Genomic DNA, 18,111 nt, shown 5'->3' with positions numbered 1-18,111 from the left:
TTGATGAGTACAGTGAACCATTGTTTATATGCAATCTCCTATACTTGGAAAAGAAGTCGATCATATCTTCTGTTAACTCTATTCATCCAAGTGATCGTTGGCTTTATGCCTTTGGCTAGTGTCTGGATTATTCAAACATTGATTAATGAAATTATTTTATTCATGACTTCTTCAGGAGATATTCAAAAGGTCTTAAGGTTATTTGGGTTGCAAATGGTCATTGTGATTTTAGGATATGGGCTTCAATTCATTCTTCAGCTTAGTCAGCAGAAAGCGACAAATCTGATTGGTTTGCATTTGAAGGGTGAATTGCTTCAAAAAGCGATCAAGCTTCCATATATTACATTTGAACACCCGTCTTTTTATAATGAAAGTCAACGTGTGATGAACAGTCATCAGCATGTTCTGAGTATGGTTAGAAGTATTTTTACAATCATGAGCGCATTGATTACTGTTGTATCACTTCTCATTTATATGATTGGTATCCATTGGGGCTTGGCGGTCATTCTGATCTTATGTACTCTGCCTGTCTTGTGGATTGAGCTTTTCTTTGGAGGCGCACGGTATCAATTAAACCGCATGTTAACGGCAAATGATCGAAGAGAAATGTATGTGTCTGATCTTGTTGCGCAGCGAGATTCATTGAAGGAAATCCGTTTATATGGAATAGGAAATTACCTTCTTCAAAAATGGAAAGGCCATTATGTAAAAAGTGCAGATGAAAAATATAAATTACTAAAACGTCAGGTTCGCTGGGAGATGGCAGGTGGATTGCTTATGACATTTGCCTATGTGTGCTGCGGTCTTTTTATTGTCTTTCTTATCTTTCAAAAGAAATTAGCTGCGGGTACGTTTGTCGCTGTGCTCCAAGCTGTGCAAAATATTCAAAGTGGTTTTCAGGATTTGACGAGGGAATGTTCTAGTTTATATGAAACGAGTCTCTATATTGATGAAATGAGAGCTTTTCAAAAGAGAGAAGAAGAAATTGATGAGCAGACAGAGGAAGCGGCATCGCTTCGGAGGATTGAATGTATTCAGTCCATTACGCTAGAAAATCTCTCTTTTACCTATCCGAATATGAAAACGCCTGCTATTGAACATATACATTTTCATATCGATAAAGGTGAACGCATTGCATTGGTGGGGGATAACGGATCAGGTAAGACGACCTTGATTAAATGCTTGACTGGTTTATATGATCCAGATAAGCCGAATATGCAAAAGGTCAATGGTGAATCGATTTCGACCATTTATAAAAAATCATATCATGCGAGAATGGCCGTCCTTTTTCAAGATTTTATGAAGTACGAATTCACTGTGAAAGAAAACATTGGATTTGGCCGTATTGACGAAATAGATGATAAAGAGCGCATGATCTCAGCTGCACGGCAAGCCGGCATAGAGAAAAGAATTCATCAAATGGAAGAAACATACGATGCGCAGCTTGGCCGGTTTTTTGAAGAAGGTCATGAACTGTCTGGCGGACAATGGCAAAAGCTTGCGATGGCGAGAACCTTTTTTAGAGAAAGTGATTTTATCATTTTAGATGAACCGACTTCTGCTCTCGATCCGCTATCGGAGATTTCACTCATTCGAAAGCTATTCGATCATACGCAGGATCAAGGGGTCTTGTTTATCACACACCGTATGGGAGCGGCCCGCTTAGCAGACCGGATTATCGTGATGAAAGATGGTGCTTTCGTTGAAGAGGGGAACCATGAAGAGCTAATGGCGCTAGATGGAGAGTACAAAAGGCTTTACGAGGCACAATCCCAACTATTTCAACAAAAGGAGATGGCGTAAGGTGAGTGTCTTTTATTTTATAGGTGTCTATTTATTAGGAATCATCTTTGCAGGTGCATGGCTTGATAAAGTGAGAAAACAAACGGCGCATATTCAGCAGATGAATGCTTATCGCCTGCTGCCTCCTGCGCTCACGGCGCCCATGTTTTATTTGTTTTTGACTGTTGAATTGGCTTGTACGGGTTTATTGTTCGTGTGGAACATGTCTTTTGTACCTGCGATTGGTCTTACAGCACTTTTATGTATCTATACTGGAGCGGTCACCTTCAATTTATTGAGAGGACATCGTAACATTTCATGCGGCTGTGGAGGTTTGCTTGAAAATGACCATCTTCACTGGGGAATTGTGATTCGTAATGTGTCGATGCTGGCTCTTGTGATTGGGTTGTTTTATGTCCATCCCTATGTAGAAACAATTCCGTGGCCACTTCATATTATTTGTTTTCTGATTGCAGTGGCTGTCTGTCTGATTATAGCGGTTGGGAAAACAATCATGATGTTCAAAAGAAAATGGATGAATCAATTTGAATCGTTTATAGAAGGAGACCAAGTGAAATGACTGATATTCTACTAATTATTGTGTTATTCATTGTCATAGCTCAGCTGGCGGTCGTGTTTTTGCTTGCCCGCTTTATCGGAAAATTTATGAGTAAAATTAAATCCCTTGATGGGATTGAATTAAAGGAAGCGGATGTTGGTGATGGTGCGCCGTTATTTCGAAGCTATACACATTTAGGAGATAAGGTTATTTTAAAGGAGTATTTACAAAACGGAAGAGCCGTGATGCTGTTATTTGTAAATACCACTTGTATGACATGCAAAAGCATTTTGTCTGATATGCGTCAGCACATTTCTAGCGATGATACTCAATTCATGTTCATCAATGGAGATGAACAAGGAGATGATGCATTGCTCCTTCAATTGCTGCCTGATCAAGCTGTGTATATGCGCTCTTCGCAAATCATGGAGCTGTATGGGGTAACTGTTGTTCCGCAAGCGATTCTGATAGATGAACATGGCATCATCCTCCAAAGAAAATCTGTTCAAAATGCGAAACAGTTTGAACAGCTGTTACACGCATCATAAAAAAGCGTCTCTTTGTTGGAGAGACGCTCCAGCATGTAGACAAACCCTCGCATTCGTTGTCAGTCCTGCGTGCTGGTGCTCACGAATGTCAAATTCGCTCCGCTCCAGTACTCGTCCTTCCTTGACTGCAAAGGTTTTCTATCACGCTGAAAAGAAGACAAAGGGCTAAAATCAAGATCATTTTAGCCCTTTGTCAACAATCTGAAGCGTCTCTTTGTTGGAGAGACGCTCATTTTATAATTCTTTTCCTAGAATGTCTAAATCGTACCTGCTGCCGTCCATTTCTGCGATGCGTGGCAGGTGACCCCATGTTTCAAAGCCGTGCTTTTTAAATAATCGAATGCTGGCTTCGTTGTGCCCGAAAATAAAGGCGAGTAATGTTCGAATGCCTAGTGAAGGTGCCAACTCAATGGCCTCTTGTAAAAAAAGTGACCCTAAGCCTTTCCCTCGATCGTCTTGGTTTAAGTAAATACTCATTTCAACGGTCCCGTTGTATGCAGGTCTTCCATAAAACGTTTCAAAGCTGAGCCAGCCGTAAATATGTCCATCCTCATCTGTTTTCACATAGAGAGGTCTTTTCTCTGAATGATTCAAAAACCATTGCCGGCGGTCTTCAACTGAAACTGGTTCTGTATCGGCGGTTACTTCTCTTGAAGCTATAGTCGAATTGTAAATATCAACGATTGCTTTGAGGTCATCTTCTGTTGCTATACGGTTGAAAGTTTTCACATTAAAGTCCCCCATCTTTTTTTCATTCATCATACATATTATTGATGCGATTGCGCAAAATAAAAAGAAAAATGATTTCGTGTGTATATATTTTTTGAAAAGTGTTCAGAATGTTGCTGAGGTGATGAAAAATGAGAGAGGAAGAAAAGAAACGTACTTCCAAAATCACAAAAGTTCAGCAATTTTTCCGTAAGCGCTGGGTATTCCCTGCAATTTACTTGGTCAGCGCAGCGGTCGTGTTAACAGCCGTTCTTTGGTATCAAGCTGTATCAAAAGATGTGAAAGACCAACTATCTGATGGAAATCAAACAGGGCAAGAACAGCGTGATGATGCCGTTGAAGTTGGAAAGCCAATTGAAAATGTTGCCATGCCAGTCCAGAATTCTGATAATGTTTCTGTCGTGAAAAAGTTCTATGAAGCAGATGCTGATCAAAAAGAAAAAGAAGCAGCACTTGTAAACTATAATAACACCTATACCTTGAGCAAAGGTATTGATCTTGCAGATAAAGATGGCAAAGTGTTTGATGTCACAGCTGCTCTTAGTGGAACAGTGGTTCAAGCGAAAAAAGATCCAGTTCTCGGTCATGTCGTTGAAATTGAACATGAAGATGGATTATCGACTGTTTATCAATCGTTGTCACAAGTGAGTGTTAAAGAAGGCGATGAAGTGAAGCAGAATGATGTCATCGGTGCTTCTGGTAAAAATCTTTATGGTGCTGAAAGCGGCAACCATGTGCATTTTGAAATTCGTATGGAAGGTTTAGCGCTTAATCCACTTAGCTTCATTGACAAGCCTGTTTCAACTATTGAAAAGGCCGCGCAAGAAGTGACGGAAGAAGCAAAAGAACCTGCTCAGCCAAAAGCTGATGAAAAAACGAAGGAACCTGCTGCTGAAGATAAGGCCAAAGAGCCTGCTGGAGAAAAATCTGAAGAAAAGTCTGATGAGAAGGGCAAATCCTCTGATCAAGAAAAGTCTTCTGATTCCTCTAAAGACAGCAGTCAATCTGAAGAAACAAAACAATCTTAAGTCTTGAAACCTCTGTATCTGAATCATGCAGAGGTTTTTTTCTGTCTTTAAAAAATCCCCCGCACTCGGCGGAGGATGGTTTAAAGAGCGGCAGGTCCTTCTTCACCTGTCCGAATGTTGATTGTATTTTCTATCTCATATATAAAAATTTTCCCATCCCCTGGTTCGCCTGTACGAAGTACCTTTTGAGCTGTTTCAACGACCTGTTCGACAGGTACTTCGCTTAGGACGATTTCAATCTTTAATCGTTCGTACACATTACTTTCCTTTTTGACGCCACGGTATAGCTCTGTATGTCCCTTTTGTAAACCACAGCCGTGTACATTCGAAAAGGTAATGGAAGTGACGCCAATCTTTCCAAGCTCCACCTTTAATGTTTCAAAATTGGCTGGACGTGTGACAATCTCCACTTTATACATTTTGCTCATAGAGACACCCCTTTTTCTTTAATCTTGATAAGCTTTTTCCCCATGCATGGTTAAATCAAGACCCACTGATTCTTCTTCTTCGGTTGCGCGAATCTTAAAGAAGAGATTGACCACTTTGATGATTACGTATGTCACAACAGCTACAAAGGCATAAGTGGCCACAATAGCGACGACTTGCTTCCAAAGTAAGCTGGGATCTCCGTAGAATAATCCATTGGCTCCACCGTCATTGACAGAGGTTGTTGCGAAAAGCCCGGTTGCAATTCCTCCCCAAGTCCCGCCAATTCCGTGAAGACCGAATGCATCTAGTGCATCATCATAGCCAAATTTGGCTTTGAGTGAGAAGACTCCCCAGAAACACACAATCCCGCCAATAATTCCGATGATGATAGAAGCAAAAGGTGTGACAAAACCGGCGGCAGGTGTAATTGCCACAAGACCTGCGATGGCTCCAGAAATCGCGCCGAGCATGGTCGGTTTTTTGTTGATCATCCACTCGACTAACAGCCAGCCGATGATTCCCGCAGCAGCAGCTGTATTGGTGTTAATAAAGGCATACATTGCGACACTGTCTAAGGTAAGGGCACTTCCAACGTTAAAGCCAAACCATCCAAACCAAATGACAGCTCCGCCAAGAAGAGTATAAATCAAATTGTGAGGAGAAGAGCTTGCTGCTTCTTTACGCTTCCCGAGCACAATCGCTACGACTAGACCTGCAACACCTGATGAAATGTGAACCACGTTTCCTCCAGCGAAGTCGAGCGCACCCATTTCGCCAATCCAACCGCCGCCCCATACCCAGTGTGCGACTGGCGCGTATACAAATGTGACCCAAAGGAGTGTAAACACAACGACCGCTGAGTAGCGAATTCGTTCAGCAAAGGCACCTGAGATGATGGCTGTTGTTAAGACGGCAAAGGTCATTTGGAACATCATGAACAATGAATGTGGGATGGTCTCACTGTAGGGACCGGGTTCAAAGCCAACGCCTTTTAGTCCAATCCAGTCTAAGCCTCCAATCCATGCATTGCCTGGCGCAAAAGCCAAGGAATAGCCAAACATGATCCATACGATAGAGACTATCGCTAGTGAAGTTAAGCTGTGCATGGTTGTACTTAAGACGTTTTTACTTCTCACGAGTCCTCCGTAGAATAAGGCTAAACCCGGTGTCATTAACCACACGAGTAGTGCGCAGAAGAACATAAATACTGTATCACCCATTTGCATGCTGCATTCCCCCTGAATCATTCAGAATTAATTGATTTCTTAATTCTTCATTATAGAGAGAAAAGTCATATATGACATATTCATGTAAGGTAATCTTACATGGTTTTTGGTTATATTCAATATAAATGGATGAAAAGTTCGTGAAATATGAGAAAAAACGTGCATTGAGCACGAAAAATAAAGGTCGTTTGACCTATAAAATGGAGCTGAGAAACAGCTTGGTTCGTTCCTCTTGAGGGGAATCGAACAATTTTGATGGCGTGCCTTCTTCGACGATACGGCCTTCGTGCATATAGACGACACGATCGGCGACTTCTTTCGCAAAGCCCATTTCATGTGTGACGATGACCATCGTCATGCCTTCTTTTGCGAGACTTTTCATTGTTTGTAGTACCTCGCCTACAAGCTCTGGATCGAGGGCAGACGTAGGTTCGTCAAATAACATGACATCTGGTTTCATGGCGAGAGCTCTTGCAATAGCCACACGCTGCTTTTGACCGCCTGATAGCTTAGAAGGATATACGTTGGCTTTATCCGCAAGTCCGACCTTTTCTAACAGGACATTGGCTTCTGATACAGCTTGAGCCTTTTTTGTTTTTTTCACCATAACAGGCGCTTCGATGATGTTTTCAAGCACAGTTTTATGCGGAAAGAGGTTAAAATGCTGAAACACCATGCCTATTTTTTGCCGCATCTCGTTTAATTGATCGCATTTTGGGTGAACAGGGTTGCCATCAATGACGATTTCTCCATCATTTTTGATTTCTAAAAAGTTCATACAGCGGAGCAAGGTGCTTTTTCCAGAGCCACTGGCTCCAATTAAGACGACCACATCATTTTCATAAACAGTGAGGTCGATATCCTTTAAAACATGCAGTTCTCCGAAGTGTTTATTGAGTTTTTCAACACGAATGAGTTCCTTTGATTCTGTCATGTTTCTCCTCCTAATGGTCACTGACTGATAGTTTCTTCTCAAAGGTTTGGACAGCGAATGTTAACAGCAGGACAAGAACTAAGTAATAGACGGCTACAACAAGTAAATAGGTCATATTGTCAAAGCTGTTTGAGCCTTGGGTGGTGGCGACGTTAAATAGTTCATTGACGCTAATAAAGGCGGCGAGAGATGAATCTTTTAAGCCAATAATGAACTGGTTGCCAAGAGGGGGGAGGGCACGCCGCATCGCTTGCGGGAGAATAATACGTCTCATTGTTAGAAAACGCCCCATGCCAAGAGAGCGTCCAGCCTCTTTTTGCCCTTGATCGATTGATTGGATGGCACCTCTGAATATTTCTGCTATATACGCTCCATTATGAAAGGCGAGCGCAATGGAAGCGGCCCAGAAGTCGGGGATATTTAATTCTGTCAGTCCAAAATATAGGATGAAAATTTGAACAATCAGTGGTGTGCCGCGTACAAGGAAGATATAGGCGTTGGCGATATAACCGAAGACAGCCACGCGTGATATTTTCAATAAAGCAAAGAAAAGCCCGATGAACATGCCGATGAAGATGCTGATCACAGTGAGCTGTAAGGTGAGCAGCATTCCTTCTAAAAAAATACCTCTTGAATCAATCAGCGTCTGAAAAAAATGTGATAGGGTAGGCAAAACAATCATCTCCATTTGAAGAAAGTGCGCCTAAAAAAGGCGCACAATCGTGGTTTTAATTTTGTTTGACTGTGATGTCTTCATCAAAGTATTTCTCGCTAATTTGTTTTAATGTTCCGTCCTTTTTTAATGCGTCAATCGCATCGTTAATCTCTTTTATGAGCTGTTCATTTTCTTTAGATACAGCAATTGCCTGCTCACTTTGTCCGAGTCTTTCCTGCGCTTCGATCTTTAATTTTTTCTTCATGGCTTCTGCACCTGTCGCGAAATCCGTCACGACTGCATCGTGTTTTCCGTTGGCTAGTGCTTCTAAAGCGACGACATCACTGTCGTAATATTTTGGTTCCTGCCCGCTATGTTCCTTTGCAATATCAGCGTAGGACGAGCCTTTTGATACAGCAATTTCTTTGCCTTTTAAATCATCAGCATGTTGAATGTCTGCTCCAGGTCTTGTGAAAATTTGCGGACCAGAGTAGTAGTAGGGCTTAGAAAGAAGGACGTGTTTTTTTCGTTCCTCATTGATGGTATGACTTGCAACTGCCGCATCAAATTTTCCTGATTTCACACCTTCAACGATGCCTGCGAATTTATATTTCTTCTGTATAGGCTCAAGGCCTAGTTTGTCACTAATCGCATTGCCTACATCGATATCAAAGCCTGACATCTGATTTCCATCCATGTAACTGAACGGGTGAAATTCACCTGATGCTGCAAATATAAATTTTCCATCCTCCAAAATTGGCGACCCTTTCGCTGTAGAATTACGTTTATCTCCGTTCCCATTTGTTTCATTTGAACCACACGAAGACAGAAGTAATACTGCAACCGAGAAAAGGGCTGGGACCCAAAACCGTCTTTTCTTAATAATAAGCTTCTCCTCCTTTTCAGCCTTTCTCCATATAAGGAGAAAGTAGGCTTTTAAATATGTGTAGCATCTTACCATTTGTACCTCATATTCTCAATTTTATATGTGTTTTTCCAACACTCGCCCTTTTTAAAATGTATGTCTTGCTTTTCCAAGAGAGAACTTGAATTGATCAGGGTAAAAAAGGGAAATGAATCTCATAATAACGGAAGGAAACATGTCAGAACACAAAGAGGGGGTCGGTGTATGAAGAAGTGGAGGGACAACCGAAAAGTCTTTTTAACTGCGATTGCCTTTGGGACGATGTTAAATCCGTTGAATTCCTCAATGATTTCTTTGGCCTTGCATCAAATCCAGCATGAATTCGGTTTGTCATTTACGACTGTATCTTGGCTTATTTCGTCTTTTTATTTAGCTAGTGCGGTGACGCAGCCGGTGAGCGGCCGGATTGGGGATCATGTGATGAGCCGGAGAACATTATTTTTATTCGGACTGGGTCTTGTCGCGGTCTCAGCCATCTGTGCGCCGTTTGCCCCGACGTTTGCGGTGCTGATTGTGATCCGGCTATTGCAGGCAATTGGGAGCAGTGCCATTTATCCTTCTGGTGTCGGACTCATTCGGGATCATATTCAGGAAAAGCAGGCATCGGCGTTAGCGGTATTGTCCATTTTTGCTTCTGCGATGACGGCGCTTGGACCTACACTTGGCGGCTTTTTGATGACAATCGGCGGCTGGCCGGCTATCTTTTTAGTGAATCTGCCTTTTATTTTAATCAGCTTCTTTCTTGGACTATCTTTGTTTCCAAAGGAGCAGAAAAAGAGAAAGCTGCGTATAGGTGAAACGGTACGGAAGCTCGATCTGCCAGGGATGCTGCTTTTTACAGTTTGTATTGTCCTTCTGCTTTCGTTTTTATTATCACTAGGTCATCGCATTCAATATGTACAGGGGATTCTTTGTCTCTTGAGTGCAGGCGCTTTTATTTGGTGGGAGTATCAGGTGGATGAACCGTTTATTCAAATTCGGATGTTCAGGCAGGAGCAGCGACTTTCACTCGTGTATGTGCAATTTGTCATTTTAAATATCTTTTTCTATTGTCTTTTCTTTGGTTTGCCGAGCTATTTCCAAGATGAATTAGGCTGGCGTGTGGAAATGACGGGTCTTTTTATGCTTTGCATGTCTGGGGTGAGCATCATTGTCTCTCCGCTGACGGGTAAGTGGGTGGACCGCGGGGATGAACGCCATCCGGTATTAGCCAGTGCGGTATTGATGCTGGCTGGGGCGTCTGCGATGACCTTCTTTTTTATTCCGGCACCATTATGGGGAAAAGGGCTTGTTCTAGCGCTGCTTGGACTTAGTTACGGGATTGGAAATGTTGCGCTGCAAGCTGCGATGCTCAAGGCAAGCCCTCAGCATATGATTGGCACGTCCTCTGGGCTTTTTCAAACATGTCGCTACCTTGGTTCCATTCTGTCATCTGCTGTTCTCGGTATGCTGTTTGGAGATGAAATTGCTGGTCCTCATTTTGAGCAGTTAGGCTGGACGCTGATCATGATTTCCCTTATCGGCATCGGTGTCAGTCTTTATTTTTCGAACAAGGTCAGAGGAGGACAGTCAATAAAAAAAGCGGCGCGATAAGTGGAAGAAGAATCTTCATCACGTTATCGCAAGCCGCTTAAGAGTTAGACAGGTCAGAGCCCTGATCCTTTTGCTTCCTTCTAAATATTTTCCCTACAATTGTCTCATAGAAAGTAACGATGCGATCAATTGGAGAGTCAAAGAATTTCCATAATTTATTCATGATAAAGACGACCACAATCGATACGACCAAGCTGCCTAAAACATCTAATGGATAATGGTGACCGACCCAGATGCGGGAGAATCCTGTAAGTAATCCAAAGACGAGCAAGATGTTGCCAAGCCTTTTATTACGAGATCGAATGGCAAGTGAAAGAGCCAGTGCACCTGTTGTATGGTCACTTGGGAAGGAAGCATCTGCTGAGTGCGGAATGAGTGTGTCGACTTTATGCGCCACAAACGGCCGCTCCTCATAATGAACCAGTGTAATCGCAAAATTGACGATAAGTGCCGCGATGCCCGTTACACCGGAAAAGAAGACATGCTTCTTAAATTTGTGATTACCTAAAAACCAGCAAATCAATAAGACAAGGGCGTACACAAGAATGGCCTTTTTCGTAATGAAAATCATGGCCTGATCTAAAAACTCAGAATGATGAGCCATCCCGTGTATCACTTTAAACAATTCGTAATTCAAAACATCACCTATACCTTCGCTTAATGCCAACTATTTTTCAAATAATCGTCTATTTGAAACATCCTATATTTTAGCATGTTTCCGTTGAAGTTTAAAATAGAATCCTATTCTGATAGGGAGACCTTCTGTGCTTTTGCTTCTTGGGGCTTTCGTTCACTCCAATAAAAAACAAACATACTGAGCAAGACAACAATACCTGCAATGAGATATACGTTTGAAAAGTCTGTGAAGCTGACAAGAAGACCAAATACAAATGAGCCAGCAGCAATACCCGTATCATATAAAGTGAAGAAAGTAGCCGTCGCATAGCCTGTACGGTGAGCTGGTGAGTGCTGAATGGCAAGTGTTTGTAAACATGGTACTAGCGATCCATAGCCAAGTCCAATGACACCACCTGATAGAAGAAGCATTGTAGCTGAATGTGTAGCTGTCAGCATCCATAAACCAATCGCAAAAAGAGCAATCGAAGGATAGATCACAATGTGAGGTCCTACTCGGTCAAAAAGTCTGCCTGTAAATGGACGTGATCCAAGCATCGCTGCCGCAAACACAATAAAGAAATAACTGCTTGCCCCCATCAAGTCAAGGGAATTGGCATAGACTGAAATAAATGAAATGATCGGCGAATAACAGAAGGAAATAATGATGCCGACTGCCGCTGTTTTTAATGCACCTTTTTCGAACAGATGAGAAAAAGTAAATCGGAAGACGACACTACCCCCATCTTCAAGCTCTGGCTGTCTGATCAGCATGGTAAAAGCGGCACCAATGGTAACGATAATGGAAAAAAGAAGGAATAAGGAATGGAATCCTACTTTTCCTACTTGATTCAGTGCGATAAATGGACCGATAACCACAGCGAGGTTCATGGACATGACAAAGTAGCCGAGTCCTTCCCCGCGTTTATGTTTTGGAATCATATCTGCCGCAATGGCACTGGTTACTGTCGTCAAAATGCTAAAAAAGATGCCCTGCACGAAACGCAGCATGAGAAGCGTTTGGAATTGATCAATTGGGATGTATAAGTAAGTGAGTAAGGCAAAAGCCGTTGATGAGAAAATCGCCATCTGTTTTTTACCGAATTTCTCAATAATCGCTCCTGAAAACGGTCTTGTCACAATGGCAGACAATAAGAAGACCGTCACAAGGAGACCGCCCTGTGATTCTGTTCCATTTAGTTCATCCATTGTGTAAATGGGCAGTAATGTCAAAAGGGCATAAAAAGAGGTGAACGTAAATAAATTCACCAGGACAATCATGATAAAGTCTCTCGTCCAAATGCGTTCGTTCATGATGTATGTCACTTCCTATTCAGTTGATAATTTGTGTAAAAGTGTATGGAGGAGTTGTTTTTCTTCGTGGGTGAAATTTGAAAGACATTCTTCTTCAAATTGTTCCATCGTACGTTTGATTTCTTCAAATCGGGCCTTAGCATCATCTGTCATCACGATCAGATTTTCACGTTTGTCTTTTCCTTGTACACGTTTCACCCAGCCATTTGCTTCTAGACGGGTTACGGTTCGGGTAATGGTTGGGGCTTCGACGTTCAAATATGTCCAAATGTCTTTTTGGGTTTTCGGACCGAATGTATCCAAACAAAAAAGTACAGTCCATTGGGACATGTACAAGTCATAAGCAGCAAGCGCTTCGTTCGCCTTTTTAGACAGCAACCTGGCGCTTTGGTGTATTTGATGTAAACACTCTCTATTTAACGTATCCATATGATCACCTTTATTCAATATTTAGCTAGGTAAATAAAATCACCTTTTCTATTTTACGTGCTCGACCCATTCTTGTAAAGTGAAAATTTTCGCCACTCGAAATGATTGCATTTTCTGATAAATCCCTTGTCCCATCTTCATTTTTAGCATATTCCCTATGCAATGCTAATACACTGTTACAAACCTGACAAAGAGAGTGTTTGAGGTGAGGGATCGTGTTTGGCATTTACTACCTAATGGATGAGGAATTAAGACGAACAAGCGCCGCTGAAAATGGACAATATTGATACGGATCTCATTTCACACTTCTCACATCCATTTTAGGGAGGTCGAGTGGTGTGCACGATTACATCAAAGAGCGAACAATCAAGATAGGAAAGTATATCGTGGAGACAAAGAAAACCGTTCGTGTAATTGCGAAAGAATTTGGAGTCTCTAAAAGTACTGTACACAAGGATTTAACAGAAAGACTGCCAGAAATTAATCCAGATCTGGCTAATGAAGTGAAGGAGATACTGGATTATCATAAATCAATCCGCCACTTGCGAGGGGGAGAAGCCACTAAATTAAAGTATAAAAAAGAAGAAATTTTAGAAGGCGAGCCTGTGAAACAATAAGATTAGTTCTTTGTTCTTAAACATGATATATATATCTTCCTCATATCGGTAGTTTCTAACCACAAATTTTGTAAAGACTTTTGTAAAGAAATATCTTTTTTTCTGCAAATTATGATAGAATATATAATTAGGGCAGAATGTGGTATTTGCTATGGAAACAGATTTTCAAGGAGGATATATATAGATGTTTGCTAGGGATATTGGAATTGATCTTGGTACTGCCAATGTACTGATTCATGTCAAAGGAAAAGGAATTGTGTTAAATGAACCATCTGTTGTAGCTCTTGACAAAAACAGCGGGAAAGTTTTGGCTGTTGGAGAAGAGGCTAGACGTATGGTTGGACGTACGCCTGGGAATATTGTTGCGATTCGTCCATTAAAAGATGGCGTAATTGCTGATTTTGAAGTAACTGAAGCGATGCTCAAGCATTTTATTAACTCATTAAATGTGAAAGGGCTATTCTCTAAGCCGCGTATGCTCATCTGCTGCCCAACAAACATTACATCTGTTGAGCAGAAGGCGATCAAAGAAGCTGCTGAAAAAAGCGGCGGTAAGCATGTATTTCTTGAAGAAGAGCCAAAAGTAGCAGCTATTGGTGCTGGTATGGATATTTTTCAGCCAAGTGGAAACATGGTCGTAGATATTGGAGGCGGAACGACAGATATTGCTGTCATCTCAATGGGTGACATTGTAACCGCCTCTTCTATTAAAATGGCTGGAGATAAATTTGATCTGGAAATTCTCAACTACATTAAAAAAGAGTACAAGCTGTTGATCGGTGAACGCACGGCTGAGGATATTAAGATCCAAGTTGCAACGGTATTCCCAGACGCACGTCATGAAGAGATTTCAATTCGTGGACGAGACATGGTGACAGGATTACCAAGAACGATTACCGTCACAAGCAAAGAAGTAGAAGAAGCATTGCGTGAATCTGTATCTGCGATTGTTCAGGCTGCGAAGCAAGTTCTTGAGAGAACACCGCCTGAATTATCAGCTGATATTATTGATCGCGGCGTCATCATTACAGGTGGCGGAGCTCTTCTAAACGGGCTTGATCAATTGCTTGCAGAAGAGCTGAAAGTACCAGTTTTCGTGGCTGAGAATCCGATGGATTGTGTAGCTGTTGGTACTGGCGTCATGCTTGATAATATGGACAAGCTGCCAAAGCGTAAACTCAGCTAATGATGTCCCTCATTCTTTTTCGAAAGAATGGGGGATTTTTATTAAAGAACCCTGCAAATATGCCGATATATTTCATAGAAGATTGTGTTTAGGTCATGTGAAAGAATTTTAATGAGGTGAGCACGTGTTAAAAGGACTATATACCGCAACATCTGCCATGATCGCTCAAGAGCGGCGGACAGAAATGCTTTCAAATAATATCGCAAATGCGAATACGCCAGGATATAAAGCGGATGAGGGGACCATGCGGGCATTTCCAGAAATGCTGCTAAGCCGAATGGAGTCAGGACGTTTCCAAACTTCCTCAGGCAAAGGTTTTAGTGTTCCACAGCAAACGCCGATTGGCGGCATTAATACGGGGACATATATGCAGGAACTGATTCCTCAATTTACACAAGGAACTTTAAAAACAACAGATCAAACAACGGATGTCGCACTAGTCGAAAATAATGTGCCGATCAACCCGGAGACCAATCAGAAATCAGCGCTTTTTTATGCGGTCAATACACCAGAAGGCGTTCGTTATACGAAAAGCAGCTCAATTACAATGAACGCACAAAATCAGTTGACTATCAATGGACGTGCCCTTCTTTCTGTCACAGGTCAGCCAATTACGGTTCAGAGTGAGAATTTCAAAGTGAATGCAGATGGAACTGTGAGTGAAAATGGACAAAATCTCGGGCAAATTGATGTGCGTGTTGCGATGGATACAAGGAACTTAGCGAGAGAAGGAAATGATTTATACCGTACAACTGATAACCAGCCCCTGCCAAGCGCAGTCAATAACGGTCAAATGTCCTATACGTTAAGTCAAGGTGTATCGGAGCTGTCGAACGTGGATGTGACGAAATCATATACAGAAATGACAACCGCCTATCGAGCATTTGAAACAAACCAAAAAGTGGTTCAGGCGTATGATAAAAGCTTAGAAAAAGCAGTGAATGAAATTGGCAGAGTGTACTAATCAAGAAATGAAAAAGAAAGGAGGATTCTCATGCTTAGAACAATGATCAATGCAGCTGTATCAATGAACGAAGTACAAAAGCAGCTTGATATTATCAGTAATAACATCGCGAACAGTGAAACAACAGGGTACCGTGCGAAAAATACCCGTTTCTCAGAGCTGATCAGACAACAGTTCAACCAGGTGGATGAAAAAAATGCGCAGGTGGCAAACAGTCGTCTGACACCTGATGGGCTAAGGCTTGGTACGGGTACGATGGTGAATGCGTCCATTAACTCGCTGCAAGGCTCGATTAAAGAAACAGGTCGTGATCTTGATGTTGCATTTGGAGCGCCGTCTCAGTATATGCAGGTCAATGTCGGCGGTAATATTCGTTATACAAGAGACGGTTCTCTTTACTTACAGCCAGGCAATAATCGTAATCAAGTGCAGCTTGTCACTAGCGAAGGCCATCCGATTCTTGATGAAAACGGAAATGAAATCGTCTTAAATGCGAATTTCCGTGATATTTCAATTGATAAAAATGGACGTCTAACAGCCATTTCAAGAGATAATCAACCGAATCAGCAAGTGAATCTAGGTGTTGTACAAGTCAATAACTCTTCAGCACTTGTCTCTGAAGGAGATAATTTGTTCTCAGTTGACGGTACTTATCAAGGTGCATTAACAGCACTGAATGGAGCAAACCGCCAAGCGATTCAGCTTCAGCAAGGTGCACTTGAAACGTCGAATGTGGACATGTCTAAAGAATTAACAGATCTCATGACAACACAGCGCTCCTATCAGATGAACTCAAGAACGATTACGATGGGCGATCAGATGCTTGGATTAGTAAATACAATTCGATAATGGGCAGGCTGACATCAGCCTCTCATGATAAAAAAGGCGGCTCGCTCAAAGTCGCCCTTTTTTTTATAAAAATCTGAGACATCGGCAAGCAGATCCTCAAGATCAATCCAAGCCTCTTTTCGTTCAAGGCATGTGACGAGCCTTGCAATCTGCTCATCTGCCTTTGGCGTTTGGCTGTAGAGAAGAAATAAGATTTGGAACTTGATTCTTAATATATCAAATTGTGAAGCAACGGCTTCTTTTAATCCTTTTTGAATATACTTCATACCTTCATCGGTTAAATTTTCTTTATAACAGGAACGCACTGTTTCGTAGAGGCACGATACATAAGAGTGTGCGGACTTTCGGTATGCTGGCAGACGAAGTGCTTTTTTAAAGTATTCCAGCGCTTTCTTGTGACGGTTTTGTCTCGACTGAATAAAGCCAGCGTCATAATAAACGATACCGAGCAGTTCTTGATCATCAATGATTTTCACGTATTCGATGATCTCAATAAAAAGAGCTTCTGCTTCTTCATATTTTTTTTGATCGCTATAATTAAGACCAAGCACAATTTTACAACGATAGAGGCTGTGGTCATCCCCATGCTTTGCAAAGATATCCATGGCTTTTTGAACATGACGAATCGATAGCAACGAATAGCGGTTGTTGTAATAAACACCACTTGTACGGAAATGGAACTCTGCTTCCTCCAGCTCATCGTTAAGGAACGACAGTCGTTCTTCCGCCTTTTCGAGATAGTAGATCGCATCATTTTGATCGCTGTTTAAAGCTTCGTAAAGTCCGAGAAAGAAGTAAAAGTAATAGGCCAGTTCTTCGTTCATATCATCTTTGTGCTGCATCAATTCATGTTTCATTTTTTCTAAGTCCTCTGTCTGATTCATCCAGAGCTGCTGGCGAAAAAGCATCAGCTGATAATGTAAATAGAGTTCCTGTTTTTTTGATATTTTACGTTGATGTTTTAATAGAGTTGTTTTGATTTCTTCAGCCTTCGAAAAATGTCGATGCTTTAGCATTGTATACCACGAATGGAGAAGTTTTTTAATGGATTTATCACTTATAAAATTCATTTTTACCCTCTTATTCAATCAATGATGTAATATATATTACCATATTTGTGAAAAAACAATGAGTGTAGTGTGGATTATATTTGATGACAATAGGTAATAGTAGATTCTATTTTTTACCATATATGTGGAGCGGACGTTGAAAAATACGAGCATTCATAATATACTTCTATAGGAATCAAATGAAGATCATCGATATAGAAAAAAGGAGAGATCAAGATATGCTTGATGCTCAGCAAATTCAAGACATTATTCCACACCGTTATCCATTCTTATTGGTCGACCGTATTTTAGAGGTTGAGGGAGAGAAAAGAGCGGTTGGGATTAAAAATGTCACAGTAAACGAAGAATTTTTTAATGGTCATTTCCCAGGATACCCAGTCATGCCGGGTGTGCTAATTGTAGAAGCACTTGCGCAGGTGTTTGGAGTCATTATGTTAGGCAAAGAAGAAAACAAAGGGAAAATTGGTTTATTTGCAGGAATTGACGGCTGCCGTTTCAAAAGACAGGTGAAGCCTGGCGATCAGCTTCGTTTAGAGGTAGAAGTGACGCGCCTCAAGGGTCCAGTTGCAAAAGGAAAAGCAGTAGCCACAGTAGATGGCGAAGTGGCATGTGAAGCAGAACTTACATTTTCTATCGGTCCTAAAGTATCATGATTTGCC

The 18,111-nt window shown here is 41.6% G+C and carries 20 protein-coding genes; 10 read left to right on the top strand and 10 right to left on the bottom strand.

Annotated features, from left to right (window positions below; all coding sequences use genetic code 11):
* The first annotated feature begins 3 nt into the window (after positions 1-3).
* The 3 genes from MHB83_RS02685 to MHB83_RS02675 are packed head-to-tail and all read left to right on the top strand — an operon-like array spanning position 4 to position 2,889.
* On the top strand, positions 4-1,803 hold the full coding sequence (locus MHB83_RS02685) for an ABC transporter ATP-binding protein (protein WP_106032123.1): 1,800 nt from the start codon (positions 4-6) through the stop codon (positions 1,801-1,803).
* 1 nt (position 1,804) lies between these two features.
* Positions 1,805-2,362: a MauE/DoxX family redox-associated membrane protein gene (locus MHB83_RS02680; RefSeq protein WP_050944425.1), complete on the top strand. Its 558-nt coding sequence runs from the start codon at positions 1,805-1,807 to the stop codon at positions 2,360-2,362.
* Complete coding sequence (locus tag MHB83_RS02675; RefSeq protein WP_106029548.1) at positions 2,359-2,889, top strand: thioredoxin fold domain-containing protein; 531 nt, start codon at positions 2,359-2,361, stop codon at positions 2,887-2,889. The genes MHB83_RS02680 and MHB83_RS02675 overlap by 4 nt, the downstream gene beginning before the upstream one ends.
* Before the next feature lie 234 nt (positions 2,890-3,123).
* On the opposite strand, the gene MHB83_RS02670 is transcribed toward MHB83_RS02675, so the two are convergent.
* Positions 3,124-3,633, bottom strand: coding sequence for a GNAT family N-acetyltransferase (locus MHB83_RS02670; RefSeq protein ID WP_034620260.1), 510 nt, complete (start codon positions 3,631-3,633; stop codon positions 3,124-3,126).
* A gap of 116 nt (positions 3,634-3,749) precedes the next feature.
* Here MHB83_RS02670 and MHB83_RS02665 point away from each other — a divergent pair, with 116 nt between their 5' ends.
* Positions 3,750-4,646 carry a peptidoglycan DD-metalloendopeptidase family protein gene (locus MHB83_RS02665; RefSeq protein ID WP_003214850.1) on the top strand — a complete coding sequence of 299 codons (897 nt, stop codon included), beginning with the start codon at positions 3,750-3,752 and terminating at the stop codon, positions 4,644-4,646.
* A gap of 80 nt (positions 4,647-4,726) precedes the next feature.
* Here MHB83_RS02665 and MHB83_RS02660 read toward each other — a convergent pair whose 3' ends face one another.
* From MHB83_RS02660 to MHB83_RS02640, 5 genes are all read right to left on the bottom strand, one after another.
* Complete coding sequence (locus MHB83_RS02660; RefSeq protein ID WP_003214763.1) at positions 4,727-5,074, bottom strand: P-II family nitrogen regulator; 348 nt, start codon at positions 5,072-5,074, stop codon at positions 4,727-4,729.
* Between the two features lie 18 nt (positions 5,075-5,092).
* Complete coding sequence (locus MHB83_RS02655; RefSeq protein WP_003215412.1) at positions 5,093-6,301, bottom strand: ammonium transporter; 1,209 nt, start codon at positions 6,299-6,301, stop codon at positions 5,093-5,095.
* Positions 6,302-6,494: 193 nt separating this feature from the next.
* Positions 6,495-7,235 carry an amino acid ABC transporter ATP-binding protein gene (locus tag MHB83_RS02650; RefSeq protein ID WP_342496612.1) on the bottom strand — a complete coding sequence of 247 codons (741 nt, stop codon included), beginning with the start codon at positions 7,233-7,235 and terminating at the stop codon, positions 6,495-6,497.
* Between the two features lie 10 nt (positions 7,236-7,245).
* Positions 7,246-7,923, bottom strand: coding sequence for an amino acid ABC transporter permease (locus MHB83_RS02645; RefSeq protein ID WP_078061638.1), 678 nt, complete (start codon positions 7,921-7,923; stop codon positions 7,246-7,248).
* 40 nt (positions 7,924-7,963) lie between these two features.
* Positions 7,964-8,851, bottom strand: coding sequence for a transporter substrate-binding domain-containing protein (locus tag MHB83_RS02640; RefSeq protein WP_284907413.1), 888 nt, complete (start codon positions 8,849-8,851; stop codon positions 7,964-7,966).
* Between the two features lie 168 nt (positions 8,852-9,019).
* Here MHB83_RS02640 and MHB83_RS02635 point away from each other — a divergent pair, with 168 nt between their 5' ends.
* On the top strand, positions 9,020-10,408 hold the full coding sequence (locus tag MHB83_RS02635; RefSeq protein ID WP_342496611.1) for an MFS transporter: 1,389 nt from the start codon (positions 9,020-9,022) through the stop codon (positions 10,406-10,408).
* Positions 10,409-10,445: 37 nt separating this feature from the next.
* Here MHB83_RS02635 and MHB83_RS02630 read toward each other — a convergent pair whose 3' ends face one another.
* From MHB83_RS02630 to MHB83_RS02620, 3 genes are all read right to left on the bottom strand, one after another.
* Positions 10,446-11,045 carry an undecaprenyl-diphosphatase gene (locus MHB83_RS02630; RefSeq protein WP_309216024.1) on the bottom strand — a complete coding sequence of 200 codons (600 nt, stop codon included), beginning with the start codon at positions 11,043-11,045 and terminating at the stop codon, positions 10,446-10,448.
* 104 nt (positions 11,046-11,149) lie between these two features.
* Complete coding sequence (locus MHB83_RS02625; RefSeq protein WP_253622083.1) at positions 11,150-12,337, bottom strand: MFS transporter; 1,188 nt, start codon at positions 12,335-12,337, stop codon at positions 11,150-11,152.
* A gap of 15 nt (positions 12,338-12,352) precedes the next feature.
* Entirely contained in the window at positions 12,353-12,766 is a 414-nt protein-coding gene (locus MHB83_RS02620; protein ID WP_003214738.1) for a MarR family transcriptional regulator, read from the bottom strand.
* Between the two features lie 338 nt (positions 12,767-13,104).
* Here MHB83_RS02620 and spoIIID point away from each other — a divergent pair, with 338 nt between their 5' ends.
* The 4 genes from spoIIID (at position 13,105) to MHB83_RS02600 (ending at position 16,382) form a co-directional block, all read left to right on the top strand.
* Positions 13,105-13,383 carry a sporulation transcriptional regulator SpoIIID gene (gene spoIIID, locus MHB83_RS02615; RefSeq protein ID WP_008343327.1) on the top strand — a complete coding sequence of 93 codons (279 nt, stop codon included), beginning with the start codon at positions 13,105-13,107 and terminating at the stop codon, positions 13,381-13,383.
* Positions 13,384-13,567: 184 nt separating this feature from the next.
* Positions 13,568-14,569 carry a cell shape-determining protein Mbl gene (gene mbl, locus MHB83_RS02610; protein ID WP_012011515.1) on the top strand — a complete coding sequence of 334 codons (1,002 nt, stop codon included), beginning with the start codon at positions 13,568-13,570 and terminating at the stop codon, positions 14,567-14,569.
* 124 nt (positions 14,570-14,693) lie between these two features.
* The gene (locus MHB83_RS02605) at positions 14,694-15,533 is read left to right on the top strand and encodes a flagellar hook-basal body protein (protein WP_339160596.1); all 840 of its coding nucleotides are present in this window, start codon (positions 14,694-14,696) and stop codon (positions 15,531-15,533) included.
* Between the two features lie 30 nt (positions 15,534-15,563).
* Positions 15,564-16,382 carry a flagellar hook-basal body protein gene (locus tag MHB83_RS02600; protein ID WP_003215031.1) on the top strand — a complete coding sequence of 273 codons (819 nt, stop codon included), beginning with the start codon at positions 15,564-15,566 and terminating at the stop codon, positions 16,380-16,382.
* Between the two features lie 14 nt (positions 16,383-16,396).
* Here MHB83_RS02600 and MHB83_RS02595 read toward each other — a convergent pair whose 3' ends face one another.
* Positions 16,397-17,452: a tetratricopeptide repeat protein gene (locus MHB83_RS02595; RefSeq protein WP_050944418.1), complete on the bottom strand. Its 1,056-nt coding sequence runs from the start codon at positions 17,450-17,452 to the stop codon at positions 16,397-16,399.
* Positions 17,453-17,670: 218 nt separating this feature from the next.
* On the opposite strand from MHB83_RS02595, the gene fabZ reads away from it, so the two are divergent.
* Positions 17,671-18,105 (top strand): 3-hydroxyacyl-ACP dehydratase FabZ, encoded by a 435-nt coding sequence (gene fabZ / locus MHB83_RS02590; RefSeq protein ID WP_034620258.1) that lies wholly within the window; start codon positions 17,671-17,673, stop codon positions 18,103-18,105.
* The last annotated feature ends 6 nt before the right edge of the window (positions 18,106-18,111 follow it).

This window comes from Bacillus sp. FSL K6-3149, from assembly GCF_038630515.1.
Classification (GTDB): Bacteria; Bacillota; Bacilli; order Bacillales; family Bacillaceae; genus Bacillus; species Bacillus pumilus.
The sequence above is the reverse complement of the archived record's forward strand: the minus strand, read 5'-3'. Positions and strand labels throughout refer to the sequence as shown.